Raw genomic sequence first — 24,389 nt, 5'->3', positions numbered from 1 at the left:
TCATAATATACGAATATACATTGCAAGTCACACCGGCTACTGACTACACTATAGACAAGAGGGCATCACACACCAATATACGTTACAAAATCAAGGGCTCAGGTTCAATTTCGATGCCAAATTTTGCCATGACCGAGTGCTGAATCCGCTTAGCCAGGTTGCATATTTCGCTGCCAGCAGCCCCGCCTCGATTGATCAATACCAATGCTTGCTTTTCATACACACCCACAGCCCCTTCCACATGCCCTTTCCAGCCACATTGATCAATCAGCCAACCCGCTGCCAGCTTGGTGGTTCCGTCTGGCTGCGGGTAGGTAGGCATTTGATTGAATTGTTTTTTCAAGCTCTCCGCCAATACTGTGGACACCACCGGATTTTTGAAAAAACTACCAGCATTGCCGATTTGGGCTGGATCGGGCAATTTTCGGCGCCGAATGGTACAGATGGCGTCAGAGATCGCCTGGGCGCTGAGTTCGACAACGCCTTGTCTGGCCAGCTCGGCTTGGACTTCACCATAGCTGGTATGCCATTGCGGTTTTTTGGGCAGTCTGAAGGTGACATCCAAGATGATGTAGTGCCCAGGTGCCACATGTTTGAACATGCTGTCACGATAAGCAAACCGACAGGCAGCATGATCAAATGTGTGCACGGTGCCGGTTGAGACTTCCAGCGCCGTCAGGCTATGGAAGCAGTCTTTCATCTCAACGCCATAGGCGCCAATGTTCTGGATGGGGCTGGCGCCCACGGTGCCTGGGATCAATGACAGGTTTTCCAAACCTGCCCACCCCTGTTGGATCGTCCAACAGACAAAGTCGTGCCAGTTTTCTCCTGCCATGGCTTTGACATGGACCGCTTCATCGTCCTCCGATACCTGTGCTTTTCCCAGCAACGCCAGCTTGATCACCAATCCATCAAAGGGTTGTGTCAGCAAGATGTTGCTCCCCCCGCCCAAGATCAAGCGTGGCATGGCTTGCAATGCAGGCAGGCTCAGCACCGATCTCAGTGCCGCCAGGGTCGTCACCCGCACGAAATGGCGAGCCGGCACATCGATTCCAAAGGTGTTATATGGTTTCAACGAGACATGTGTCTCAATCTGAGGCATATTCACGCGATACTCCGTGTTTTGGTGCAACACATGTTCAAAGACTCAATGCGTTACCGATAGCGGCGGGCAATCCGCACGAGATACGCCAATAGTGGGATGGCCGCTGCAGTGAGCGATAACACCAGCGCAATCCAGAACCCAGACGCACCCAACGGTTGCCCCTGATTGATGAACCAGACGCCCCGCAACCCAAGCAGATAGCCACCCAGGATGCCGACCACCCAGAATGCGACGATCTGGATCACCATCGGAAAGGTAGTGATCTTATAGCCTCGCAATGCACCAGTCGCGCTGACCTGGACGGCATCGGGGATCTGGTATGCTGCCGCAAACATCAACAGGGTGGCGGCCATGGCTTGCACAGCCTTGTCTGGCGTGTACATGGCCGCAATGTAGCCTGCGCCGACCCAGATCAACAACGCTGTGGCGGATGCGATCAACAGCACCAGCTTCAGGCCCACCTTGCAGGTATGGGCCGCGAGGTGATGGTGACCTGCGCCAATGTGTTGCCCCACACGCACCGTCAAGGCTGAGGCAATGCCAAATGGCAGCATGTAGGTCTGGGCAGAGAAATTCAACGTAATCTGGTGGGATGCCACCACAGCAGCCCCCAGCCGCGCCAGCATCAGCGCAACAATGGTAAACGCGCTGACCTCGGCCAGTAAGGTCAGGCCGATCGGCAGACCCAATTTGATCAGACGTTTCTGCGCATCCCAGTTGGGCCACTCAAAGCGGCTCCAGACTTCAAACTGCTGATAAAAGCGATGGCGCCAGGTGTACACCACCAGGGCGAGCACCGAAAACCAGTTGACCAAGGCGCTGGCCCACCCACACCCCGCCCCACCCATGGCGGGCAAACCGAGGTGGCCGTAGATCAACACGTAGTTGGCAGGCACATTCAGCGCCAAGGCCAACAGGCTGATGATCATGATGGGCTTGGTGCGCGAGACACTAGAAGTATAGGAATTGAAGACTTTGTACAGCAGGAAGGCGGGCATGCCGACTGCCACGCCATCCATGAAGCCAGTTGCCTTAACCGCCACATCTGGCGCGGCGTTGGCCAATGTCAGCACCACGGGTGCGCCATATTTCAGAATGACAATGGAGACGACGCCCAGCAAGAGTGCCAGCCACATCCCTTGGCGCATGATGCCACCGATTTCCACATGCCGTTTTCCGCCGTAGGCCTGTGCAATCAAGGGGCTGACAGCCAATAGCACGCCCGTGAAAGTCAGCACGATAGTGATCCAGATACTGGCCCCCAGCGACACGCCGGCCAGATCAGCAGCCGAGACACGCCCTGCCATCACGGTATCGACAAAGGCCATGGCTGTCTGGGCGAGCTGTGCCACGATGATCGGACCTGCCAACTTCAAGATGGCGCGACTCTCACCGACAAAGCCAGGTAATGCTTGTGAAGAGGTTGCAGGAAGACTCGACATAAATTCACGATGAAATAAAAAAAGCGGCCAACGCCGCTTTAGTTGTGGCAAATGAAATCTAAATTCTGTCGGCACGCCACACAGCGCAAGACCTAATGGGCAGCCTGGTTCGATAATGGATCATCAGCGTGTCACTCAAGCCAACCGGCCAGGGCGCTCCGCCGTGACGATGGCGTTGATCACCCCCCAATCGCCAGCCAGGCGATTGATCAATAAGGCCTGCTCAAAGGTGATGGCTCGGACACTGTAGCGCCCGGCATTGTATTCGATGGGCTCCGCAACCAACTTGGCAATCTGGGCAAGAATCTGCTGGCGGGCACCGGACATCGTATCAGCATGGAATACGATATCGATACGGCTATGAGGATGGCCACGTGGCGGCAGACCAGCATCCCCGACACGCGCCACGGATGAACCCGTCGCGGCTTGGTTGGTGGTGAAGCTGGATTCGTCCAGATAGCAGTCAAACATAGTGATCTCCTGTTGCGAGCATGAATCGCGCGCCTTGAGATGAGCCCCGCCGGCGACGCTTTAGCGGAATTTCGATTGCGCCCCGCAAGTTGTTCGTTAAATCGGCGCTGAACGTCAGACTATAGCCTGTCACACACATATTGAACAAGCGATGAACAGCCATAAAGCAAAAAACCCGCTTGCACATGCCAAGCGGGTTTGGGAAATCAGTTGCCATTTCTCACCACGCTTTAGCTGTATTTGTAGCGCGCCCGCAAGCTGTGTTCAAATTGGCGCGAAGTGCCTGTAATGTAAAACCCACATGCTAAGCATGTCAAGCTGCCTTTTTCACGGTGAAAGGGGCGGACTCGATCCGATCATGTTGTTCAATATCGAGCGAACACCACCATGCCTCTGATGACCTGGACTCAATTGCTATCCGCCGAACGGCTGGGCAATGCCAAACCCACCGGACAAGATGCCGGGCGTACCGATTTTCACAAAGACCATGATCGCATTGTCTTTTCCAGCGCATTCCGACGGCTGGGACGTAAGACCCAAGTCCACCCGATGTCTGAAAATGATCACGTCCACACCCGACTGACCCACTCCATCGAAGTGGCTGCGGTGGGGCGTAGCCTTGGTGTGATGGCAGGCCAGCGGCTGGCCGACAAGCTGCCCACAGGCATCGTTCCGACCGATCTTGGGGCGATTGTTCAGTCAGCCTGCCTGGCACACGACATTGGCAACCCACCTTTTGGCCACGCTGGTGAATACGCCATTCGGGACTGGTTTTGCCAGGAACGCAACCAGCCTTTGATCGCACCACTGACCGCTCTTGAGCAACGGGATCTGCAGACTTTTGAGGGCAATGCGCATGGATTCCGGGTGGTGACGCAGCTGGAGAACCATCGCTTCGCCGGTGGCCTGCGGCTGACCTATGCCACCTTGGGCGCGTTGCTGAAATACCCTTGGACGGTTGAGCATGCTGGCAATAAAGAGAAGTTCTCTTGTTATCAATCTGAATTGCCGCAGTTGGAGATCATTGCCGCTGAGCTGGGCTTGATCGAAATCAGCCACCATCGCTGGGCGCGACACCCGCTCTCTTACTTGATGGAGGCGGCGGATGACATCTGCTATGCCATTCTTGATCTGGAAGATGGTATTGAAATCGGGGTGTTGAGCTATGAGCAGGTCGAGCCGATTCTGGTAGAGCTGATCGGGGATTGCACTGCGTTACGTGAAGAGCTGTGCGAGGCCCCCACCACCCGCCGTAAGATCTCCTTGCTGCGGGGCAAGGCGATTCAGCGGCTGGTGAACGCGGTGGCGTTGAGTTTTGCGGAACACCACGATCTGCTGCTGGCAGGTGAATTGACACAGGATCTACTGGTGACCTGTCCCCGACATATCGTGGATGGCTTGAACGAAGCCAAGCGGCTGGCCCGCGCCAAGATCTTCAATACCCGACAGAAGGTCGAGATCGAGGTTGGTGCCTACACCACGTTGGAGGTGTTACTGGAAACATTCCTGAGCGCGGTCTATCAGCTCAAGACCAGTGGCAGCCTCTCATTCCGTGCCAAACGGACGCTGGATCTGATGGAGCACAACGTACCCGACCCCAGCTGGCCCTTGTATTTGGCCTATATGCGAGTGCTGGATTTCATCGGCGGCATGACGGACAACTACGCAGGCTATCTGGCCCGCCAAGTGGGCGGGCTGACCCAGTAAGTCTGTCAGCTTTTGATCCAGCCTTGCGCGATGGCATACTTCACCAAGCCTGCAGCGGTGTCGATCCCCAGCTTGCGGCGCATGCTCAGCCGGTGCGCCTCTGCCGTCCGCACGCTGATATCGAGCTGCTTGGCCACCGCTTTGTTCGATAGGCCTTGGGCCAGCAGCATCAGTACTTCCCGTTCACGATCGGTCAGCGAATCGTTCGTGATCTTCGGCGCCACCAGCGCGCTGGCCACAGCGGCGCTGTAATAGCTGCCGCCCGCCGCCACGGCATCGATGGCGGCGATGATCTCCTGCGAACCGGCGTCTTTCAGCACATAGCCCTTGGCACCAGCCCGCATGGCGCTGGTCACGTATTCATTGTTGTCATACATGCTAAGGATCAGGACCTTCACATTGGGGCAGCGGTTTCGTAGCAATTCCGTCAGGCGAATGCCGTTCATGTCCTTCATGCTGATATCCACCAGCATCAGATCTGGTTTGTGGATCTCGGCCAGGTTCAATGCCTCGGCGCCACCACCAGCCTCACCGATCAGCTCGAATTGCGGCACGGCGGCCAGCCTGGCTTTCAGGCCATCACGCACCAGGGGGTGATCGTCCACCAGGATGAGGCGCACGCGGGGTTTGTTGGGCGGAAGGATTCGTGTCATGTATGGGCCTCAAGGGAAAGCGGCAGGCATACCTCCAGGCGGGTACACCCTGGCGCAGATGTCATATGGAATTGGCCGCCCAGGTGCTCGACCCGCTCGCGGATATTGCGCAGGCCGATGCCGCCGTCCCGATCGATACGGGTGGCGTCAAAGCCCTGACCGTTATCGGTGATGGCCAGGCGAACTTGCCTTGGCTCCTTGACCAGCTTGATCTGGACTTCGCTGGCCTCAGCATGGCGCTCGGTGTTGGTCAGCGCCTCCTGGGCGATCCGGAACAAGGCGATGGCCTCGTGGTCGGGCAGCTCGAAATCGCCCAATTGATTGTCGAAATTGACGGCAACCCAGTTCCGTAGCTCGAATTCGTTGGCCAGCTGCGCAATGGCGGCAGATAAGCCCAGCGTATCCAGAATCGACGAGCGTAAGTCATGGGAAATACGCCTGACCTCGTGGATGGCGCTGGAGAGATCGTCGATCCCCTTGCGCAAATCATCCGCCGCGCCCACACCACCGTGTTCAACCTTGTATTGCGCCAGCTCGAACTGAAATTTGGTCGAAACCAGCACCTGTGAAATACCATCATGCAGGTCACGCGCTACGCGCGCGCGCTCTTCTTCCTGCAAGGTGACGATACGTTGCGCCAACGTTTTCAGCTTGTCGTCCGCCAGACGCTGTTCGCTGACGTTCAACGCGAGCCCCGCGCCAAAGACGATCAGCACCGCCACCAAAGCAATTCCACCCAGGCTGTATAGGGTATTGCGGGCATTGTCACCGGCCCGTTTTCTGGCCTCGGCAATCGCCTGCGCCACATCATCGAGGTAGATACCCGTTCCCACCACCCAGCCCCATCTGTCCAGCAGCACCACATGCCCCAACTTTTCAGTCAACTGGCCGGTAGAGGGTTTCTCCCAACCGTAACGTGGATATCCTCCGCCAGCCTTGGCCGCCTCGACCAATGCACGGATCACATACCGCCCCTGCCGATCCTGCATGTCCCACAGGTTCCGACCTTCCAGATCGGGCTGGCGTGGGTGAACCAGATTGGTTCCGGTCAGGTCGTAGACAAAGAAATAGCCATCGCTGTCAAAGCTCAGCGCTCGCAAAGCCGCCTTGGCTCGCGCCTGTGCGTTGGCATCCGCCAGCCCATGTTGGTAATGCGGCTCGATTGCACTCAGCGCCAGGCTGACATAGTGCTTGAGTTCCGCACGCTTGCTGGTCAGCAAGGCTTCCTCAATCGTCTTGGCCTGCTGATCGGCAATGTCCTCGGCACGCTGCCAGACCAGCAGTGCAATCACCGCCAGCGCCAGCAACAACGGCAGAATGGTCAACGCAAATATTTTGTGTTTCAGATTCATCGTCATGTAAGTCGCGTGCATGCCAAGCATCTATTAATGCGGCTCCAAGGCCCGCTCTGGGCTGATTGTGCGCTGGAGCAATATGGCCGTGTCAACAGTACCTGGTAGTTCTACGTAAGCCAGCCAGGGGTATTTCTGCGAATTCTTTACATTCCTTAAAAAGAGAATAGTAGAGCCTAAGCTCTGATGAGATGGTTTTGGACCCACCAGCACCACCAGATCGTTTTTCGAGCCTGGCACAAGCCATATCCGACTTCCCCACTGACAACGTGCTGACCCAAGTAGTCGGCCAGCGAATTTTGGAGACAAACCATGCCCCCTTTTGCCCGCCATGCGGCGTTTGGCGCAATCGGTGCCATTGGCGCTTTTGCGCTGGGCGTCGTCGCATTACATCGCGGTGAATCCATCAATGCCTTGTGGATTGTGGTTGCTGCGGTATCGGTCTACCTGATTGCGTACCGTTATTATGGCCTGTTCATCGCCAAGCACGTCATGAAGCTTGATGCCATGCGCGCCACGCCCGCTGTCCGTCATAACGATGGCCTGGATTATGTCCCCACCAACAAGTATGTGCTGTTCGGGCACCACTTTGCCGCCATTGCCGGGGCGGGGCCGCTGGTTGGGCCGGTACTGGCCGCGCAATTGGGGTACTTGCCGGGCATGCTGTGGATCTTGGCTGGTGTCGTGCTGGCCGGTGCCGTACAGGATTTCATGGTGCTGTTCATTTCGACCCGTCGTGATGGCCGCTCGCTGGGTGACCTGATCAAATCGGAGGTCGGTCATGTACCGGGGGTGATTGCGTTATTTGGCACCTTCATGATCATGGTGATCATTCTCGCGGTGCTGGCGCTGATTGTGGTCAAAGCGCTGGCAGAAAGCCCCTGGGGGGCGTTTACCGTTGCGGTCACCATCCCGATCGCACTGTTCATGGGGGTATACAGCCGCTATCTGCGCCCAGGCCGCATCGGAGAAGTATCGATCATCGGTTTTGTCTTGCTGATGCTGGCGATCTGGGGTGGTGGCATGGTGGCCGCCAGCCCGGTCTGGGCACCGGCATTCACCTTCACCGGTGTGCAGCTGACCTGGATGTTGATCGCCTATGGCTTCATCGCCTCGGTGATGCCCGTCTGGCTGCTGTTGGCACCACGCGACTATCTGTCCACCTTTCTGAAAATCGGCACGATTGTCGGGCTGGCGATCGGCATTCTGATCGTGGCACCTGAGCTGAAGATGCCCGCGCTGACCCGCTTCATCGACGGCACGGGGCCGGTCTGGGGCGGCAATCTGTTTCCATTCCTGTTCATCACCATCGCCTGTGGCGCAGTTTCTGGCTTCCATGCGCTGATTGCCTCTGGCACTACGCCCAAGTTGCTGGAAAACGAAACCCATATGCCATTCATCGGCTACGGTGGCATGTTGATGGAAAGCTTTGTCGCCATCATGGCGCTGATTGCAGCCTCGGTCATCGACCCGGGCATCTATTTCGTCATGAACAGCCCCGCTGCGGTCATTGGCAAAACAGCGGAAAGCGCCGCGACAGCCGTATCGAATTTCGGCTTCCTCATCACGCCGGACATGATCACCCAAACAGCCAAGGAGCTGGGTGAGCATTCGATCATCTCGCGGGCTGGCGGGGCGCCGACCTTGGCGGTGGGCATGGCGGAAATCCTATCCAACGTGTTTGGTGGCCCAGCCATGAAAGCCTTCTGGTATCACTTCGCCATCTTGTTCGAGGCACTGTTCATCTTGACAGCTGTTGACGCGGGAACTCGTGCTGGGCGCTTCATGCTGCAGGATCTGATGGGCACCTTTGTCCCGGCTTTGAAGAAAACAGACTCATGGGTGGCCAATCTGTCTGCAACCGGCCTGTGTGTCGCGGCCTGGGGATATTTCTTGTATCAAGGCGTGGTTGATCCGCTGGGCGGTATCAACACGCTCTGGCCTTTGTTCGGCATCGCCAATCAGATGCTGGCGGCCACCGCATTGGTGCTGGCGACGGTTGTGCTGTTCAAATTGAAACGCGAGCGCTATGCATGGGTGACTATCATTCCCACCGTCTGGTTGCTGATCTGCACGCTGACGGCTGGCTGGCTCAAAGTGTTCTCGGACAACCCCAAGGTCGGGTTCCTGGCCCATGCCCACAAATACGAGACAGCCTTGTCGCAGGGTGAGGTGCTTGCTCCGGCCAAGAGCCTGGCACAGATGCAGCAGGTGGTATTCAACGACTATCTCGATGCCACGTTGGCTGGCGGCTTCATGCTACTGGTGATCAGCATCGTGCTGTTTGGTGCCCGCGCGTGCTGGCAGGCCTATCGTACCGCGCATCCCACGGCGCGTGAATTGCCCTTGCCCGCTACGGTCAGGACGTAAGCCATGTTTGATCAACTGAGCAAGCTGGGCAAGTATCTCGGGCAGGCCGCCAATCTGATGGTCGGCCTGCCCGATTATGAGGCCTATGTGCGGCACATGCAGACTACGCATCCTGATCAGGTGCCAATGAGTTACGAGACCTTTTTTCGGGAACGCCAGGAGGCACGCTATGGCGGCAAGACAGGAAAGTGTTGTTGACTGAGCCAGGCAGCCGCCATCAACTGGCGGCCAGGCTGTATCCAGGTAAATCCGGGCAAGCCCTGTCCGACCTGATCAGGTAAGCTCTCCCGAACAGCACGTGGTGCGGTTTTACACCCACCATGTTGTTCACCGGCTTACCCCCGAGAGGTCACACAATGCCCAAAGTCGTACTCATCACCGGCGCCAGCCGTGGTATCGGCGCCGCCACCGCGTGCTTGGCGGCCAGCCATGGCTATGCTGTCGTGGTCAACTACCTACGCAATCAATTGGCTGCCGAGCGGGTTGTAGCGCAGATTCACGACCAGGGCGGCATGGCGCTTGCCCTGCAGGCGGATGTTGCCAGCGAACAGGATGTGGTCCGGCTCTTTGCCACCATCGAACAGCGCATCGGTCGCGTAGCGGCCCTGGTCAACAATGCTGGCATCCTCGCTCAACAGATGCGCCTGGAGCAGATGGACGCAGCACGCCTGCAACGTATTCTGAGCACCAATGTGGTCGGCCCTTTTTTATGTGCCAGGGAAGCCATCAAGCATATGTCCACCCGATATGATGGCGAAGGAGGAGCCATCGTCAACGTCTCCTCTGCCGCTGCCAGGCTGGGCGCTGCGGGCGAATATATTGACTATGCGGCCAGCAAAGGCGCACTGGACACGATGACGCGAGGTCTGGCGATTGAGGTGGCGGCGGAAGGCATCCGGGTCAATGCGGTGCGCCCAGGTTTCATCTATACCGAGATGCACGCCAGTGGCGGAGAACCAGAGCGTGTCGATCGGGTCAGACAAAGTGTTCCGATGCAACGCGGCGGCCAACCAGAGGAAGTGGCAGAAGCGATTTTGTGGCTGCTATCTGACCTGGCCTCTTTCACCACTGGCGCCATATTGGATGTGTCAGGTGGGCGTTAGGCGCGGTTGACAGGGTGTCGCAGCTGAGGTGACGATGACAAATGCCGCCATGCCTCCGCGCCTGAAAACCCACCGCAGCGCATACACGCTGCTTTTGAACCATTGCCAAGCAAGTTTGACATCATGAGCCCCAACCCACTGACCCAAACCCCCGTTACCTTACTCACAGGCTTTCTGGGCGCAGGAAAAACCACCCTGCTGAACCATATTCTCCGTGGCCAACATGGCATGCGGATTGCCGTGATCGAAAACGAGTTTGGCCCAGTCAATATCGATAGCCAATTGTTGATTCAAGAGGCCAGCGAAGTCATCGAAATGACCAATGGCTGCCTGTGCTGCACCATCCGTGGTGATCTGGCCCACCACCTGCGTTCCTTACACGAGCGGCAGATGTTGGGAGAATTGAAATTCGACCGGGTCGTGATCGAAACCACAGGATTGGCCGATCCATCTCCGATCTCACAGACATTCTTCGCTGCCCAGGAGCTGGCAGACGCCTACACCCTGGATGCCGTCATCACGGTTGTCGATTGCCTGCATGGCCCGATGCAACTGGATACACACCCGGTCGTGCGGAAACAGATCGGGTTTGCCGATCGCCTGCTGCTCTCCAAAACCGATCTGGTGCCTGCCGAGCAGGTCGCCACCCTGAGCGAACGGCTGCGCCTCATGAACTCACATGCCCCGCAATTCCAACTCGATCAGGGCGCTGTGTCACTCGATCTATTGTTCAATGTCCGTGGCTTTCACCTGGATGAGGACCTACTGGATAAACCCGCCCCCAGCCAAGCCCGCATCTACAGCCCTGGCCCGACGTCATCATCGATAGGGATATCGGCCAACCGCTCATTTGGTGACGACATTGCAGCGCTTCATCTGCATCACCGGGGCCCGGTGGACATGCAACGTATCAGTGCATTCATGACTGCCTTGATGCAGATTCATGGAGAAGACCTATTGCGCCACAAAGGCGTGATTGCGATTGCCGATGAGCCACGCAGGCTGGTGTTCCAGGGCGTACATCAGATTGCCGGTTTTGACTATGGCCGCCCCTGGGGCGACACCCCGCCAACGACCGACATCGTACTGATCGGACGGTCGTTGCCCCACGATGAGCTACGGGCGCGGTTTCAGGAATGCTTGGCCTAACGTCGGGTACTGCGGGCATACACAGGCGGCCTTGCCATGCCGGGTGTCTCCCTGGCTTCAGCCTGGCTGGCTACTTGGCACCATCCAGCGACCGCCGATACATCAACGGGCTTTCCGGGTGCAGGCGTGACCAGGCCCGGCGGAAGTCTCGGGCAGAGCCGAAACCCGCCAGCTCGGCAACCCGCTCGATGGGCTGTCGGGTGCTCTCCAACAAGCTGCGGGCGTGCGCCAGGCGAATGGACAGTTGGTAATCGTTCACGGTCACCCCGGTGTGCTCTTTGAACAATCGCGTCAGATTGCGTGCGCTGACATTGACTGCCTTAGCCAGGCTTTCCAACTGCCAGGGGTGAGCCGGGTCCTGGCTGATCAGGTCCTGTGCTTTGTGGATCACTGGGTGCAGGTGATTGCGATGGGCTAGATACGGCGACAGCTGCGGGTCTTGGCCGCTTCGCCGCATGTATACCACCATCTCGCGGGCGGTTTGCTGGGCAATGGCCGCCCCGGCGTGGCGCTCGATCAGATAGAGCGCCAGGTCGATACCTGCCGTGATGCCAGCGGCGGTCGCAATTGGGCCATCCTCAACGAATACGCGATCCTCCAGCACTTTGGCGGTGGGCGCTAACATCCGCAGCCGATCCACCACACTATGGTGGGTAGTGCAGACGCGCCCATCCAGCAAGCCCGCCCGGGCCGCCAGTTGGGTAGCAGAGCACACCGTCGCCAGGCAATGCTCCGGTGTCACGACCCGCTTGAGCCAATCCACGACTTGCTGAGCCTCTGGCTGCTGGTAGTCGATGGCCGAGCAAGTCGTGCCGGTCAGGATGACCAAGCTATTTTCGCAAGACAGCGGCTCAGGCAGCGGCGATAGGCCATCATGACGCAACCCGATGGAGCACTGTAGGCTGACGACCGGCGCGGCGATATGGGTCACAAACCGGGCACCAAATCCATTGGCAATACGGAATGCTTCCGCTGGCCCGGCGAAATCCAGCAGCGCAAAGCGTGGGGTCAAGATGAAATAGAGATGCCGTGGAGTCATGACATAAGCCGATCAGGATGGACCGATCACTCCACTCCCCAGTTCAATTTTGCTCGCATCCATGTCATGACGCGACTGCCAAACACATTCATGATCAAACCGCTCATCAGCAACAGGCTACCGGCCCATTGCTGGGGGTTGAGCTGCTCATCCAGCAACAGCGAGGCGGACAACAAGCCCACCCATGGTACCAGCAGGCTGAATGGTGCAACCGAATTGGCCGGGTGGCGCTTGAGGAGGCCCGTCCACAGGCCATAGCCCACCACGGTGGCCGCATAGGCCAAGTACAACACAGAGAAGATCGAGGTACCGTCCAGATTCGTCAACGCATGCATCACCGGCCCGACCCCCTCCAACGCCAAGGACAGCGCCGTGAACACCAGCATGGGCAGCAGCGATGCCCACACCACGAAGCCCAGCATATCGACATTGGCGACACGTTGCGTCATCCGCCGCACCACCACATTGCTCAGCCCCCAGCCAGCCGCCCCGCAGATGGTGAGCACAAAGCCCATCAACGACATGGCCTGCCCATGTGCACTGCCGATCAGCCACAGCCCGCCAGTCGCCACCAGTAAACCCAGCAATTGGCTGGGCCGCCAGCGCTCATTGACCCAGACTGCGGCAAACAACAGCGTAAAGAATGCCTGACACTGCAACACCACTGAGGCCAAGCCCGCTGGCATGCCAACATGCAAAGCTGAAAACAGGAACCCGAACTGCACCACCGCCCAGGTCACGCCGTATAAGGCCACGTCCTGCCAGGGTACTTTGGGTCGTTTCACCAGAAAAATCGCCGGGAACACCACGGCCAGAAAGCGTAAAGCGCAGAGCAGCAACGGCGGCACGCCATGCAGGCCCCATTTGATCACAACAAAATTGAAGCCCCAGATCGTCACGATGATCAGGGCCAGTGCGATATCACGAATTGGCATGACGGCTCCGTCAGGTTTGCTGCAGGTGGTCAAATATCAGCCGATACCCTGCGGATGGGCGACCTGGCCGCCCCCAAATCGACCGCCACTTGATGGAGATCGGGTATCGAACAATCTACCGGCGGGACAGGTGTGCCACCAGCTCGCCCCACAGCTCCGGCGCTGGCCACCCCACACAGCCTCTGTACAGGATACACAGAAAGTGCATTCGAACGTACAAATACCTATGCAGGCGTGGGCTGGCAGCCTATAGCGCCCAGCCCGCCTCAGGGTTGCCGTGGCAACGGATTTTATTCAACCCGCCACGGCCACTTGGCGCCAAGCAGCAGCCATGTCCTCGACCGTGCGGATGTTGGCAAAGCGATTGGCCAGCACCAGCTCGGTTTTTTCCTGGATTTCATCCACGCTGAATTCACGGCCCGACACAGGATGCGTCATCGGGAACGTCCCAGTGGCCTCGGTGACATAGCTTACCTCGTAGCCCATATCCGACGCGACACGGGCGGTCGTTTCACAGCACTGCTCCGTTCGCAGGCCGCTGATGACCAAGTGGTGGATACCGCGCCCGGTCAGCCAGGCACCCAGCTGGGTGTCAGTGAAGGCATTGTGCACGTGTTTTTCGAAGGTCACCGCCGCATTGTCGGGCAACCAAGCCATGGCCTTGACCAGACCTGACGAGCGCGAAAACGGCCCACCAGGCTCTGACTCATCGGAATGAAAGATATGCACGATCGGCACCCCTGCCGCCTCTGCAGCAGCAATCAAGGCTAATTGCCTTTCCTGGTAAGGGTGCATGGCCGCCTCACGAAAATAGGGGCGGTGTAGAAATGATTGTTGAACGTCGATGACCAACAAAGCGGTGTTCTGAGACATGGCGGGTGCTCCAGCACGGTGAAAGATGCATGCAGTTTAAGCACACCCAAACAACTGCCCAATGCCTCATCCGGACGACTTGCGGACAAATCCAGCCAATACTGGCCAGCGCCAACAGGCGGTCGCCCCACACCATTCACCTTACCAAAAATTAATTTCACATCATATAGATATGCATTCCCCACCCTCCTGACAGGTGGTGTCGGGAAACCTTACATGGCCAAATCACCTACTCCCCTCTTCCCAACAGACCACCACTCATGCTCTCACAACACGCTGAGCTTTCATCCGCGCCGATTCACCTGTCGCTCAGCTTGCCGCTCCCCATGAAAACCCGCACATACAGGCCCAATTCAGTCATATATCAACGTCAGAATATCTTACATTCCATACATTACATTAAACAAACAAAATATAAATAATTGAAATAAAAGGAAATTTAATCTTGGCATCAAATATGCTATTCCATATATCAGTTACCACTGGATAGGAGGAAATCATGTCCACTCAAGTACCGAAGCTACGGTTGTTGGCCACCCTGACCATCGCTGCATGTTATTTCAGCCCCAGTGTACAAGCGACCACCATCACGCTGCCCTCTGCTTCAACCAGCGCTGTCCTGTATGGTGATTTCTACTCTTACTCCTTGCCCATACTGGCATGGCAATATGATCAACTCAACGGCGGTGGTGTCGGCCCGGGCAATCCGTTCTATGTCACCTCCACACCGGGTGCCATTCAGAATGACGTTGTGGTTGCAACCGGAGCCAGCGGCAGCGGCGTCAACACCAACTTTGCGGGGATGAACGACGCCTATGCCACGCCCAGTGGCAATGGTGGCCTACCCTATTTCAGCACCGGGCAAACAAGCCTACATCCCACGGGGTCAGGCGGGCTGGCCGGTGCTGCTGATCAAAACACCACTTGGAATGCAACGCTTGCCTCGCTGACAGGGTATCTCGGCGGCAGTGCCGGTTTGTTGAACTCGATGGTGCTGATGTTCAATAACAATGAAATCAATAGTGGGGGCGGCGCATTTCAAAGCCTGCTTGCCTGGGCACAGATTTCGTTGCGGGATACCGATGGCAATCTCCCCACCCAGTATTTCACCTTCGCCAACAACTGCCCTGCCGGCAACGTCTGCTTGAGTGGTGGCGTGATCGGCAGCACAGGCGGCATCGTGAGTGGCCCGGACAAAGACCCAGCGCTCTATAGCCGACCGGCAACAGATAATTCCTACCCAATCGGCCCTGTCGGCAGCACCCCATCACTGTCTGATTTCGTGATCTCCGGTGGCAATGTCTGCCTGACCGCGACCGGTGTGGTTGTCGATTGCAGCGACCCCAGTGTGGCCGAGACCATCAACCACAATCTGGGTGCCAATCAGGCTGCCTATGCGGTGTTCTCGCCCGAGCTGGATTCGCAATTGAACAAGTGGTGGAACGGCGGCTCAGGCGGCGGCACGGGATACGATGTACTCAGCATCGATTTCAGGATGGGCTGCAACAGCGAATTTGCTCAGCGCTGCACCAATGCGCAGATGATCGACAATGGTTATGAACAACTGTTCATGGCTCGCGGCATATTGCCGCCACCGCCACCAGAAGATGTGCCAGAGCCACACTCTGCGGCATTGATCGCACTGGGCTTACTGGCTTTGAGTTGGCAAATCCGTCGTATTCAGGCGACGAGACTGCTGGCGTAGTGATTTAGCTGGCAGGCCATGGCCCATGCGTACCGGCGGGATGCATGGGCTCTTTTTTTCCGGTCAGGGCATAGGCAACCCGGCCAATCGCCGCTTCTCATTACGCGCAAAGTAGATCACGCATACATAGAACAAGCAGGACAGGCCGATCTCGGCCCAGGCCAGCACTTGTGAAAGCCCCATGTCAGACCAGCCTCTGACGATGCCTTCAGTGAAATAGATCAGGATGAACATGCTTGACCACTGGAAGGTGTAGACCTTGCCACGCAAGATGCCAAACAGTGGAAACAACAAGAAGACCACCTTCAACACCAACCACGAGCCGCCAGGCCGCAGCGGCACCAGCCAAAGCTCCCAGGCCAGGCAAAGAAAGATCAGTGCGGTCAGGCTGCTGACAGCCCCTAGATGCAACAGGCGGGTCGGATTCATGATTGGAGTTTCAGCGCGGTTTCGGCCAGGCGTTTGCCCAATGCCATGCAAAGTTGTTTTTCGTGATCGGAAACAGGCTGATCGCCAGTCAAGCCAGCAACATGGCTGGCACCATAAGGGGTGCCGCCCGCCTGGGTGATGCTCAACGCCGCCTCGGTGAATGGCACACCCAGCAGCAGCATGCCATGATGCAAGAGCGGTAGCATCATGCTCAACAGGGTGGCTTCGTTACCGCCATGCATCGATGCGGTGCTGGTGAACACACATGCAGGTTTACCCACCAGCGTGCCTTTGCTCCATTCGCTGGCGGTGCCATCCCAAAAATACTTCATCGGGGCAGCCATATTGCCAAACCGTGTAGGGCTGCCGACTGCGACAGCCACACACTCGACCAGATCCACCGGCTCGACATAGGGAGCGCCCGTATCTGGGATGGCGGGTGCCGTAGCTTCGCATACTGTTGAGACTTTAGGCACGGTGCGGAGACGGGCGCGGCAACCCGGCACGCTCTCTACCCCGCGCGCAATGTGCTGGGCCAATTGTTTGACGGCGCCGTGATGGCTGTAATACAACACTAGAATATCGTGCATAGCGATGGACAAGGTTTGGGATGCGGTATTATACGGCACTGATCCATCTTTCCAGGCCCCCATGCTGCTCAACCTGATCTCCCATGCCCGTAAAACTCCGCTGCATGCGCCAGCCAGCTTTCTGCGCTTTGTGTGGCAGCGGTTTCAGCAGGATCAATGTCTGCAGGCCGCTGGCAGCCTGACCTTTACCACCTTGCTGGCGCTGGTGCCCTTTCTGACAATTGTGTTGATGATTTTCTCGGCCTTCCCCGTATTCGAGGACTTCAGCAATCAATTCAAGATCTTTTTGCTGACCAATCTGGTGCCGACCTCTGCCGGCAAAGTCATCTCGGTCTATATGCGGCAGTTTTCGGACAACGCCACCAAATTGACGGCGGTGGGCATCATCTCGCTCGCGGTGACCGCACTGATGATGATCCTGACCATCGAGCGCGCATTCAATGCCATCTGGCATGTCAGCACCGCGCGGCCACTGTTCCGGCGTATCGTCCTGTACTGGGCCGCCTTGACCTTGGGGCCGATCATGGTGGGAGCCAGCCTGAGCCTGACCTCCTCGGTGCTGGCCCGGTCGGTGGACTACGCAAAGGAGTTGCCATTCGCGGAAATGTTGCTGCTGAATGGGTCACAGTGGATATTGGCCACGCTGGCTTTTTCGTTGATGTACTACGTCGTGCCCAACTGCCAAGTGCCCCGTAAGCACGCATTGATGGCGGGTATCGCCGCCGCCGTGTTGTTTGAATTCGCCAAGCGTGGATTTGGTATTTATATCAAGGGCATGGGTAGCTACAACATTGTATATGGTGCTTTTGCAAGCTTCCCGATCTTCTTGATGTGGTTGTATGTGATGTGGGCCATCATTCTGTTCGGGGCGGTGCTGTCTGCCTGTTTGTCCTACTGGGAGGCGCACGCTTGGCGACGTAAGCCCGAGACAGGACGGAGCTTTTTTGATGCGGCACGGGTCTTGGTGTTGCTGTGCGAAAGCCAACAAAGCGGCGAAACACCTACGGCCTGGCAATTGCAGAGAAAGCTCCAATGCGGCATGGATCACTTGTCTACTTTGCTGCATCGTCTGACGCAGGCCCGGCTGATTGAAAAAACCGAACAGAATGGCTGGCTATTACGGCGATCGCCATCACAGATCACGTTGGCAGAGCTATACCACTTGTTTGTGATGTCCCCACTCAAACTGGATCGGATGCACCCACAGGAGCGGCAGCTGGCGGACTACCTATCCTCCAGCATCAATATGATGGATCAGGCTTTGATGGTCGATATTCAGACCTTGTATAACCAGCTGTATGGCGGACAGCCTGACCTGGCCACACCTTAATCTGCAATGCGCTTTCGATCCGGGTAGATGAACAAAAGGGGATGTCACCATCCCCTTTTGCTTGACCAATCAGGCTGAATCCCCCATCACGCAACCTTACCCAGCGGCACTGATACGGTAGGGGTCACCCATCCAATCACCGACTGACCGCCAGCAATGAAACACCGCTGATAGCACTGTATGCATGTACCAGGACATGATACTCGCCAGCTTTGGGGTTTTTGATCAATACATACTCCGCGCTGGTTTCACCAGTGGATTTACCATCAGCATCGCTGTTTCGCCCTTTGCTCGGTACGCTGCCAAACTTCACGTACAGATCTGCATCACCAGTACCACTGCCTGTACGTACTGCCAGGAATTTCGCACCCTTTGGCACTTCGATGGTGTAATGCTTTTCTGTGTTCGTCCCTGTTGCGATACCTGTCACCACCTTACCGCTACTCAGAACCACATCAGGTGTGGGTGTCGGTGTGGGGGTAGGCGTTGGCGTTGGCGTTGGTGTTGGCGTGGGGGTAGGCGTCGGAGTAGGTGTCGTACCCGTGCCGAAGTTGGTCAAAGACCCTCGCCCCGCGTTGACCTGTTGAGTTCCATGCCGAGCAAAACCGCCATAGGGTTGGCTACCCTCGGTAAAAGTCCAACCGCCGATGGTCATTCCATCCACCGCAATGTCTTTCCCATCCTTCAGCAACGAGAAATGCACATGAGGACCACTGGCTGCCCCACCGCATGGCAGCTGTACATCGATCTGCCCAAGATAGGTACCTTTCGTAATCTGTGTGCCATCAGCGAGATTGGCCAGATTGGTCATGTGATAGTAAGTCGTGGTGTAGCCATTGTCGTGAACGATTTTGACCAACGCACTACCATTGCGGACACAGCTCTTGTAAAAACGGCCTGATGCAGGTGCCAATACACGGCCATCACGACCATTGAAATCAATCGAGTTGAATGGGCGGCTACTACCCGAATTGCCGTGCGGCCCACCACCCATAACCCAAGCATCACCTTCCCGCCAGGGCAAGGCCAGACCGGTATCGGTAGCAAAACCCTGGTCATCCGAGGCGGTCAAGCTGCGCTTCTCATCTTCCGCAAGCAGCTCATCGGGCGCTTCTTCCACCAGGGCGGCATATTCAGGCGAACCTTCCATGCCCAGACGCCAGCCTGCGTCCGTTTTGTGCGCAATGAAGAACAGCGACTTGGGCGCCTGATGCGCACGGTGGCTGATGATGGCGGTGACCGACCCCATCATCCATTCGCCACGCGCATCTTGCTTATTCACTTCGACAATGGTTTCGCCTGTAGCGACGGCATTGGCGAGCAGACCCTGGGTTTGCCCAGAAAAGGCCTGATTGGCGGCTTGAATCAACTTGGTGTCGCTCACCAGTTTCGCTTGAAGCTGACCTGACATGACTGGCAGCGCACAACCCAATAACATGGCCAACAATGGCATGCGTGGAATTCGACTCATGATGGAATCTCCTGAAATACCGTGATATCTGCCGATTTTTCCAGCGCGTTGAATCGTCAGACCAAACAGAAAACAAACAGCAGCAGTGTTCATTCGCCAATGACCCAACCGCCCGCATCGCCCTTCACCTGCATCTCAATAGGAAATGGCCCTCTGATGTTGATTCAGTCAAGGCCCAGGACAGAATATGACGCGGCGTATTTGATTCACTGGCAAAGGGTTGCCACCCCGACGCATGTCAGGACAACAGCCCATTAGGTAACCAGACTCTGCTGGCATGATTCAGCACCCAGACGACATGCAGAACAATCACATCACGATCAATGGCATATGATCTGCAAAAAGACAGCGTGAGCCTACAAAACCATGTCAGCAGAATCCGGTGACCCAGAAGGCTGGCAATGGCAGCCATTGCATTTCAATCAATGGATGTCATGCCAGCCTAACCTCACCTGATCAGCGAGATCTGCGAGGGGTGAAAACCCACTTCAGACCATCACCAGTTGCGCCCTTGGCGAACTGCAGCACGTGCGTGCCATCGTCCGCAGCCGCGATACCCAGTGGGGAGCCGCTAAAGCGGGACACCAGCTGATAGGAGCCATCACCCGTTGCAACCGGGCACCATTGCTGGTTGACTCCGCCATGGCGAGTGAACAGGATGGATGAGCCGCCTACCTTATTGCGTGTGGAGCCGTTCAGATCCAGCACCAGGCCGCTGGCCTTGGATACGATGAAGTAGAAGCCATCGTTATTGCGCTGCAGATTCCAGCGGGTTGCGTTGCCATCATTCCACACGATCATGGGTGCCAACGATGCATCACCAGCCGGCACCAGATTGCTTCCGCTCAGCTTGTTGCTGATGGACACTTCGCCACTCACGCTCAACTGGGTGTCACACTTGCCTGCAGGGGTCGGAGTAGGCGTAGGTGTGGGAGTAGGCGTTGGAGTAGGCGTTGGCGTCGGAGTAGGCGTTGGTGTCGGAGTAGGTGTTGGTGTCGGAGTAGGTGTTGGGGTGGTTGGATCATCAACCACTGTTACCTTCAGATTCACCACGGCCTGCTTACCGCTCTGGGCTCTGGCTGCGATCGTGACATTCACCACGCCAGAAGCATTGGCCTGAGGAACGATGACCACACTACGCTGATTGCCGGAGGCCGCATCCTCAACGCGTACGCCGCTGGGGGCGATCACAGACGCATTGTCAGTCTTGACGCGGAAGCTGAGGGTGCGCAGATCCTCTGCAGAGCCAGCAACATCCAACACCAGCTCACCCTTGGTGTTTTCATCCAGACGCAACTCAGCCGCACTCAACGTCATCTGCAGGTCGGTCGGGGTAACCGCGCCAGGGTAGAACTTGTTTACCGATGCGGCGTCACCATCACTCAATGCTTGGCGTTGGCCCAGCCCCGAAAGCGGAATGCTGGTGTCTTTCGGTGTAATGGTTGGCTGACCATTGTTGGAGAAGGCATACGCGTTGTAGTGCATGATCGACTTGAAGTCGTAGGAACCTGCTGAATCCCCTTGAGAAGCGCGCAACTTGTCAAAGTTGTGTTGCATGCCAGAGGAGATGTTGTTCAGGTGGATCGTGACATAATTGTCGCGGTCAGGGCGCATCTGCTCGTGGTGCCATCCCAGCGCATGCAGCATTTCGTGCGCTGCGATACCAGCATGTTCACAACCTGAGCCCAGCGAAATCTGTTGTTTACCACCCACCATACCAACTGATGAATAGCAACCGCCGCCTTGGAAAAACTCTACGTAGTTACGCTCGTTAGTGCGCTCTACGAACTTGATTGCTGTGCGATTCGTGATCAGCTTCATACCTGCCAAAGCTGCATCGCGTGTCCGCTGAGACAAACCTGACGCGAAGGCATAGTACACGGTGTTGTTCGGCCAGCGGGTGGACTGGGCTGCATGATTGTCGCTTTGCTGACCCTTTTTGAGCTCAACCACCGGGCGCTGCCAGTTACCGGCAAATTCGCGCAATTCACGCTTGGCCTGGATCTCATCATGGCGGCCCAACACCATGTCGCCAGCAACGGCGTAGCCATCAATGATGACGTACTTGACGACTTCACCACTTTGCAGCGTGACCGATGCCTGTTTGCCTTGGGCGCTACGGCCTGTGTTGATGCCCAATTCATCTGCGGCCCCTGCATAAGCCAAACCAGCCAATGCAAACCCGATTACGCCTGCCAAATAAGTTTTTTTGAAGCTTTGCATATGTTTCATTCCTATCCGTTGCATGCTCGCCCTACCCAGGGCGATTGACTCATGGCCATCATTGAGATGGCCACCTTGGAAATATCTGGATCAGCGAACCGCGCCGATGACCGAAACATTCTTGATATCGGAGTATGCGTGCAACAGCACGTAATACTTGCCGGCCTTGGGATTGTTGATCAGTACGTACTCGGCGTTGGTTTCGCCACCTGACATGCCATCCGCATCACTGTTACGGCCAGTGCTGGGCACGCTGCCATGTTTGACGTAAAGATCCGTATCACCCGTCCCACTACCTGTACGCACAGCGAGGAACCGAGCGCCTGCTGGCACGTCGATCGTGAACTGCTTCTTGGTGTTTGCAGATGCCTCAATGCCGGTGACAGCAATACCATTCTTCAGCACATCACCTGTTGGTGTCGGTGTGGGTGTTGGAGTAGGTGTCGGCGTTGGGGTGGGTGTCGGTGTCGGTGTCGGTGTTGGAGTAGGTGTCGGCGTCGGAGTAGGTGTCGGCGTCGGGGTGGGTGTCGGTGGCACGTTGGCGCATGTCACACCTACCTGGCTGAATGCGTCAATCACGTCATTGCGGTTACGCCCTTTGTCATCCGCTGCACGGATCACACCGCACGCGCCATCGTTGAAGGTGCTGTTTGAACGCCAGTACATCATGTTGGCAACAACGAAGACCTCGAATGCCTTACGTGCATCCCAACCCGGCTTGTGAGCCAACAGATAGTATGCCTTGTTGTACACGCCGCTGGTGAAGTGCACATTCATGTTATCGCGATACTTGCTGGCATGACCAATCGACCGGCCATCCTTCTCGGGCTCATCCATGTAGCGCATTGCCTCGCCACGCGCCTTGAAAATGTCATGGCCGATCTGGAAGCTGGCTTGACCGTTGCTGTAGAACTCAGCGCCTTGTGATGCGATGTCCGAGAATGCCTCGTTCATCCCACCCGACTGCCCGGAATACTCCAAGCCAGAGTTCTGTTCGGTAAAGCCATGGCTCACTTCATGCGCAATCACGCCAAGCGAGGTCAGCGGATGCATGCGCGAAGCACCATCACCGAACTGCATCCGGCCATTGCCCCAGTATGCATTTTCGTGATCCTTGTCAAAATGCACTTGCAGGATCAACTTGCCATTGAGCGGGCGGCGTTGGAACCAGTCCTGGTACATATCGAACACCACGCCACCGCTATAATGAGCATCATTGATAGGCGAATATGCACCGTTGATCGCCTTGTATTCATTACGAACCGGGCCGGATGCAGGGCAGTCCGCAGGGCGGAATGGAGTGGTATTGCGTGTATCCTGAGAGTGTTGCAGATCGACCGTCACCACATTGTCGGTTTCGAAACGGCAGTCTTCAGCCACCTTCATCGCCTTGCGGTCACGGCCAAATTCGTAACGGCCAGTACGCTCATTGCCACCGGGGCCGACTGCATCGCGACGGGCCAAACCTTCCCATTGCTTGAGGATACGACCACTCATTGCATCGATCATGAACACAGGTTGAGTCGGACGCGGCCCACCTACATACAGGGAAGTCAGGTAGAACAGCTGAGCGCGGCCAGCATCATCCAGGCGAATCAGCAACTCAGCTTTCTCGCCCTGCCCTTGCTTGACCGGGCTGCCGAACAGAGCACGGCTGCGCGCAATCTTCAGCGCATCGTCTTTTGACAGCGTCGGACGGGCATTGGGCAGATCACTTTCAATATCAGATACATAGGTACCAGCCACAAATGAGGCGACTGAGTCAGCCTGCATTCCCTGTGCACCACGTTGCTGCACCCCTACCGGAGCGTGCTCGCCATAGACACGGATGCCGTTGTAATATTGCTGGTACTTGACCTTGGTTGCACCATTCGCAACGTTGATGGATGTCACCGGACGCAGGTCTGCGCCCAGCTGTGGCAGATCTGCAGCAGCCAAGGATTGGGAGCCCAGATCAACGCGCGTAGCCGCCATGGCTTGCATTGCCCCGGCGACCAATACTGCACAAGTTGATAACTTAATGATTCGTTTGGTAGTTACTTGTAACATGCAGCGCCCCTTTGAACTATTTAATTGTCATAAAGCGGGGTTGATTTGATCATGCTGCTTTCCTACGTGTCAATATGACATCACCTCACCCACCCTCCAGAAGTTTCCTCCGTTCGTCAAATTTACGGCGTTCACTTTCTGCCAATGACATGGCCGTTTTTCGGTGCCACACGAGCAATACATGCGAAGCTGCACATGCGATAAGTCAAAGTGATGCAACACCCCCCTCGCATCTCAAAAAAAACAATTATTTTCAAAAAGTTAAAGACGTTTTTACCGAAAAAGAAAACGCTTTAGTTAATGAAAATCACATGTGACTACCATATCGATCGGGCCAATTCGAAATCGCTTCGCCCAATATAATTGACCATTGATATCGAAAATGACCGTTTG

At 56.6% G+C, this 24,389-nt stretch carries 20 protein-coding genes; 7 read left to right on the top strand and 13 right to left on the bottom strand.

Annotated features, from left to right (window positions below):
- Positions 1–82 precede the first annotated feature (82 nt).
- From murB to HNQ59_RS06835, 3 genes are all read right to left on the bottom strand, one after another.
- A complete protein-coding gene (gene murB, locus HNQ59_RS06845; RefSeq protein WP_184037220.1) occupies positions 83–1,102 on the bottom strand; it encodes a UDP-N-acetylmuramate dehydrogenase in 1,020 nt (339 codons plus the stop codon).
- Positions 1,103–1,155: 53 nt separating this feature from the next.
- Positions 1,156–2,547, bottom strand: a complete 1,392-nt coding sequence (locus tag HNQ59_RS06840; protein ID WP_184036934.1) for an MATE family efflux transporter — start codon at positions 2,545–2,547, stop codon at positions 1,156–1,158.
- Between the two features lie 135 nt (positions 2,548–2,682).
- Complete coding sequence (locus tag HNQ59_RS06835) at positions 2,683–3,018, bottom strand: hypothetical protein (RefSeq protein ID WP_184036931.1); 336 nt, start codon at positions 3,016–3,018, stop codon at positions 2,683–2,685.
- Between the two features lie 387 nt (positions 3,019–3,405).
- Here HNQ59_RS06835 and HNQ59_RS06830 point away from each other — a divergent pair, with 387 nt between their 5' ends.
- Entirely contained in the window at positions 3,406–4,725 is a 1,320-nt protein-coding gene (locus HNQ59_RS06830; protein WP_184036928.1) for a deoxyguanosinetriphosphate triphosphohydrolase, read from the top strand.
- Positions 4,726–4,730: 5 nt separating this feature from the next.
- Here HNQ59_RS06830 and HNQ59_RS06825 read toward each other — a convergent pair whose 3' ends face one another.
- A complete protein-coding gene (locus HNQ59_RS06825) occupies positions 4,731–5,378 on the bottom strand; it encodes a response regulator transcription factor (protein WP_184036925.1) in 648 nt (215 codons plus the stop codon).
- Complete coding sequence (locus tag HNQ59_RS06820) at positions 5,375–6,730, bottom strand: cache domain-containing protein (RefSeq protein ID WP_184037218.1); 1,356 nt, start codon at positions 6,728–6,730, stop codon at positions 5,375–5,377. Before HNQ59_RS06820 ends, HNQ59_RS06825 begins: the two co-directional genes overlap by 4 nt.
- 312 nt (positions 6,731–7,042) lie before the next feature.
- Here HNQ59_RS06820 and HNQ59_RS06815 point away from each other — a divergent pair, with 312 nt between their 5' ends.
- The 4 genes from HNQ59_RS06815 to HNQ59_RS06800 all read left to right on the top strand — a co-directional run bounded on the left by HNQ59_RS06815 (position 7,043) and on the right by HNQ59_RS06800 (position 11,352).
- Positions 7,043–9,100 carry a carbon starvation CstA family protein gene (locus HNQ59_RS06815; RefSeq protein WP_184036923.1) on the top strand — a complete coding sequence of 686 codons (2,058 nt, stop codon included), beginning with the start codon at positions 7,043–7,045 and terminating at the stop codon, positions 9,098–9,100.
- Positions 9,101–9,103: 3 nt separating this feature from the next.
- Positions 9,104–9,298 carry a YbdD/YjiX family protein gene (locus HNQ59_RS06810; protein ID WP_184036920.1) on the top strand — a complete coding sequence of 65 codons (195 nt, stop codon included), beginning with the start codon at positions 9,104–9,106 and terminating at the stop codon, positions 9,296–9,298.
- 158 nt (positions 9,299–9,456) lie between these two features.
- Positions 9,457–10,203, top strand: a complete 747-nt coding sequence (locus tag HNQ59_RS06805; protein WP_184036917.1) for an SDR family oxidoreductase — start codon at positions 9,457–9,459, stop codon at positions 10,201–10,203.
- A 123-nt stretch (positions 10,204–10,326) separates the two neighbouring features.
- Positions 10,327–11,352, top strand: coding sequence for a CobW family GTP-binding protein (locus tag HNQ59_RS06800; protein ID WP_184036915.1), 1,026 nt, complete (start codon positions 10,327–10,329; stop codon positions 11,350–11,352).
- Positions 11,353–11,422: 70 nt separating this feature from the next.
- Here HNQ59_RS06800 and HNQ59_RS06795 read toward each other — a convergent pair whose 3' ends face one another.
- The 3 genes from HNQ59_RS06795 to HNQ59_RS06785 all read right to left on the bottom strand — a co-directional run bounded on the left by HNQ59_RS06795 (position 11,423) and on the right by HNQ59_RS06785 (position 14,199).
- Entirely contained in the window at positions 11,423–12,391 is a 969-nt protein-coding gene (locus tag HNQ59_RS06795; protein WP_184036912.1) for a GlxA family transcriptional regulator, read from the bottom strand.
- 26 nt (positions 12,392–12,417) lie between these two features.
- Complete coding sequence (locus HNQ59_RS06790) at positions 12,418–13,326, bottom strand: EamA family transporter (RefSeq protein ID WP_184036909.1); 909 nt, start codon at positions 13,324–13,326, stop codon at positions 12,418–12,420.
- A gap of 294 nt (positions 13,327–13,620) precedes the next feature.
- Positions 13,621–14,199: an isochorismatase family protein gene (locus HNQ59_RS06785; RefSeq protein ID WP_184036906.1), complete on the bottom strand. Its 579-nt coding sequence runs from the start codon at positions 14,197–14,199 to the stop codon at positions 13,621–13,623.
- Positions 14,200–14,698: 499 nt separating this feature from the next.
- Here HNQ59_RS06785 and HNQ59_RS06780 point away from each other — a divergent pair, with 499 nt between their 5' ends.
- Entirely contained in the window at positions 14,699–15,904 is a 1,206-nt protein-coding gene (locus HNQ59_RS06780; RefSeq protein WP_184036903.1) for a PEP-CTERM sorting domain-containing protein, read from the top strand.
- Positions 15,905–15,967: 63 nt separating this feature from the next.
- Here the strand turns inward: HNQ59_RS06780 and HNQ59_RS06775 are convergent, their stop codons facing one another.
- Together HNQ59_RS06775 and wrbA are read right to left on the bottom strand one after the other, a co-directional pair.
- Complete coding sequence (locus HNQ59_RS06775) at positions 15,968–16,333, bottom strand: DUF2069 domain-containing protein (protein WP_184036900.1); 366 nt, start codon at positions 16,331–16,333, stop codon at positions 15,968–15,970.
- Positions 16,330–16,923: an NAD(P)H:quinone oxidoreductase gene (gene wrbA, locus HNQ59_RS06770; RefSeq protein ID WP_184037216.1), complete on the bottom strand. Its 594-nt coding sequence runs from the start codon at positions 16,921–16,923 to the stop codon at positions 16,330–16,332. The genes HNQ59_RS06775 and wrbA overlap by 4 nt, the downstream gene beginning before the upstream one ends.
- Before the next feature lie 61 nt (positions 16,924–16,984).
- Here wrbA and HNQ59_RS06765 point away from each other — a divergent pair, with 61 nt between their 5' ends.
- On the top strand, positions 16,985–18,253 hold the full coding sequence (locus HNQ59_RS06765; protein ID WP_184036897.1) for a YihY family inner membrane protein: 1,269 nt from the start codon (positions 16,985–16,987) through the stop codon (positions 18,251–18,253).
- Positions 18,254–18,389: 136 nt separating this feature from the next.
- Here the strand turns inward: HNQ59_RS06765 and HNQ59_RS06760 are convergent, their stop codons facing one another.
- The 3 genes from HNQ59_RS06760 to HNQ59_RS06750 form a co-directional block, all read right to left on the bottom strand.
- Positions 18,390–19,724 (bottom strand): peptidoglycan DD-metalloendopeptidase family protein, encoded by a 1,335-nt coding sequence (locus HNQ59_RS06760; RefSeq protein ID WP_184036894.1) that lies wholly within the window; start codon positions 19,722–19,724, stop codon positions 18,390–18,392.
- Between the two features lie 456 nt (positions 19,725–20,180).
- A complete protein-coding gene (locus HNQ59_RS06755; protein ID WP_184036891.1) occupies positions 20,181–21,947 on the bottom strand; it encodes a M12 family metallopeptidase in 1,767 nt (588 codons plus the stop codon).
- Positions 21,948–22,037: 90 nt separating this feature from the next.
- On the bottom strand, positions 22,038–23,996 hold the full coding sequence (locus tag HNQ59_RS06750; protein ID WP_184036888.1) for a M4 family metallopeptidase: 1,959 nt from the start codon (positions 23,994–23,996) through the stop codon (positions 22,038–22,040).
- Between the last annotated feature and the right edge of the window lie 393 nt (positions 23,997–24,389).

This window comes from Chitinivorax tropicus (assembly GCF_014202905.1).
Lineage (GTDB): Bacteria > Pseudomonadota > Gammaproteobacteria > Burkholderiales > SCOH01 > Chitinivorax > Chitinivorax tropicus.
Note: the sequence above shows the minus strand (reverse complement) of the source record. Positions and strands in the feature narration are given on the sequence as shown.

Coding starts and splice junctions, on each gene's coding strand:
- HNQ59_RS06760 (WP_184036894.1), bottom strand. CDS start 19,724: ATGAGTCGAATTCCACGCATGCCATTGTTGGCCATGTTATTGGGTTGT.
- HNQ59_RS06780 (WP_184036903.1), top strand. CDS start 14,699: ATGTCCACTCAAGTACCGAAGCTACGGTTGTTGGCCACCCTGACCATC.
- HNQ59_RS06830 (WP_184036928.1), top strand. CDS start 3,406: ATGCCTCTGATGACCTGGACTCAATTGCTATCCGCCGAACGGCTGGGC.
- HNQ59_RS06785 (WP_184036906.1), bottom strand. CDS start 14,199: ATGTCTCAGAACACCGCTTTGTTGGTCATCGACGTTCAACAATCATTT.
- HNQ59_RS06805 (WP_184036917.1), top strand. CDS start 9,457: ATGCCCAAAGTCGTACTCATCACCGGCGCCAGCCGTGGTATCGGCGCC.
- HNQ59_RS06835 (WP_184036931.1), bottom strand. CDS start 3,018: ATGTTTGACTGCTATCTGGACGAATCCAGCTTCACCACCAACCAAGCC.
- HNQ59_RS06765 (WP_184036897.1), top strand. CDS start 16,985: ATGCTGCTCAACCTGATCTCCCATGCCCGTAAAACTCCGCTGCATGCG.
- HNQ59_RS06795 (WP_184036912.1), bottom strand. CDS start 12,391: ATGACTCCACGGCATCTCTATTTCATCTTGACCCCACGCTTTGCGCTG.
- HNQ59_RS06790 (WP_184036909.1), bottom strand. CDS start 13,326: ATGCCAATTCGTGATATCGCACTGGCCCTGATCATCGTGACGATCTGG.
- wrbA (WP_184037216.1), bottom strand. CDS start 16,923: ATGCACGATATTCTAGTGTTGTATTACAGCCATCACGGCGCCGTCAAA.
- HNQ59_RS06800 (WP_184036915.1), top strand. CDS start 10,327: ATGAGCCCCAACCCACTGACCCAAACCCCCGTTACCTTACTCACAGGC.
- HNQ59_RS06840 (WP_184036934.1), bottom strand. CDS start 2,547: ATGTCGAGTCTTCCTGCAACCTCTTCACAAGCATTACCTGGCTTTGTC.
- HNQ59_RS06755 (WP_184036891.1), bottom strand. CDS start 21,947: ATGCAAAGCTTCAAAAAAACTTATTTGGCAGGCGTAATCGGGTTTGCA.
- murB (WP_184037220.1), bottom strand. CDS start 1,102: ATGCCTCAGATTGAGACACATGTCTCGTTGAAACCATATAACACCTTT.
- HNQ59_RS06820 (WP_184037218.1), bottom strand. CDS start 6,730: ATGAATCTGAAACACAAAATATTTGCGTTGACCATTCTGCCGTTGTTG.
- HNQ59_RS06810 (WP_184036920.1), top strand. CDS start 9,104: ATGTTTGATCAACTGAGCAAGCTGGGCAAGTATCTCGGGCAGGCCGCC.
- HNQ59_RS06815 (WP_184036923.1), top strand. CDS start 7,043: ATGCCCCCTTTTGCCCGCCATGCGGCGTTTGGCGCAATCGGTGCCATT.
- HNQ59_RS06750 (WP_184036888.1), bottom strand. CDS start 23,996: ATGTTACAAGTAACTACCAAACGAATCATTAAGTTATCAACTTGTGCA.
- HNQ59_RS06825 (WP_184036925.1), bottom strand. CDS start 5,378: ATGACACGAATCCTTCCGCCCAACAAACCCCGCGTGCGCCTCATCCTG.
- HNQ59_RS06775 (WP_184036900.1), bottom strand. CDS start 16,333: ATGAATCCGACCCGCCTGTTGCATCTAGGGGCTGTCAGCAGCCTGACC.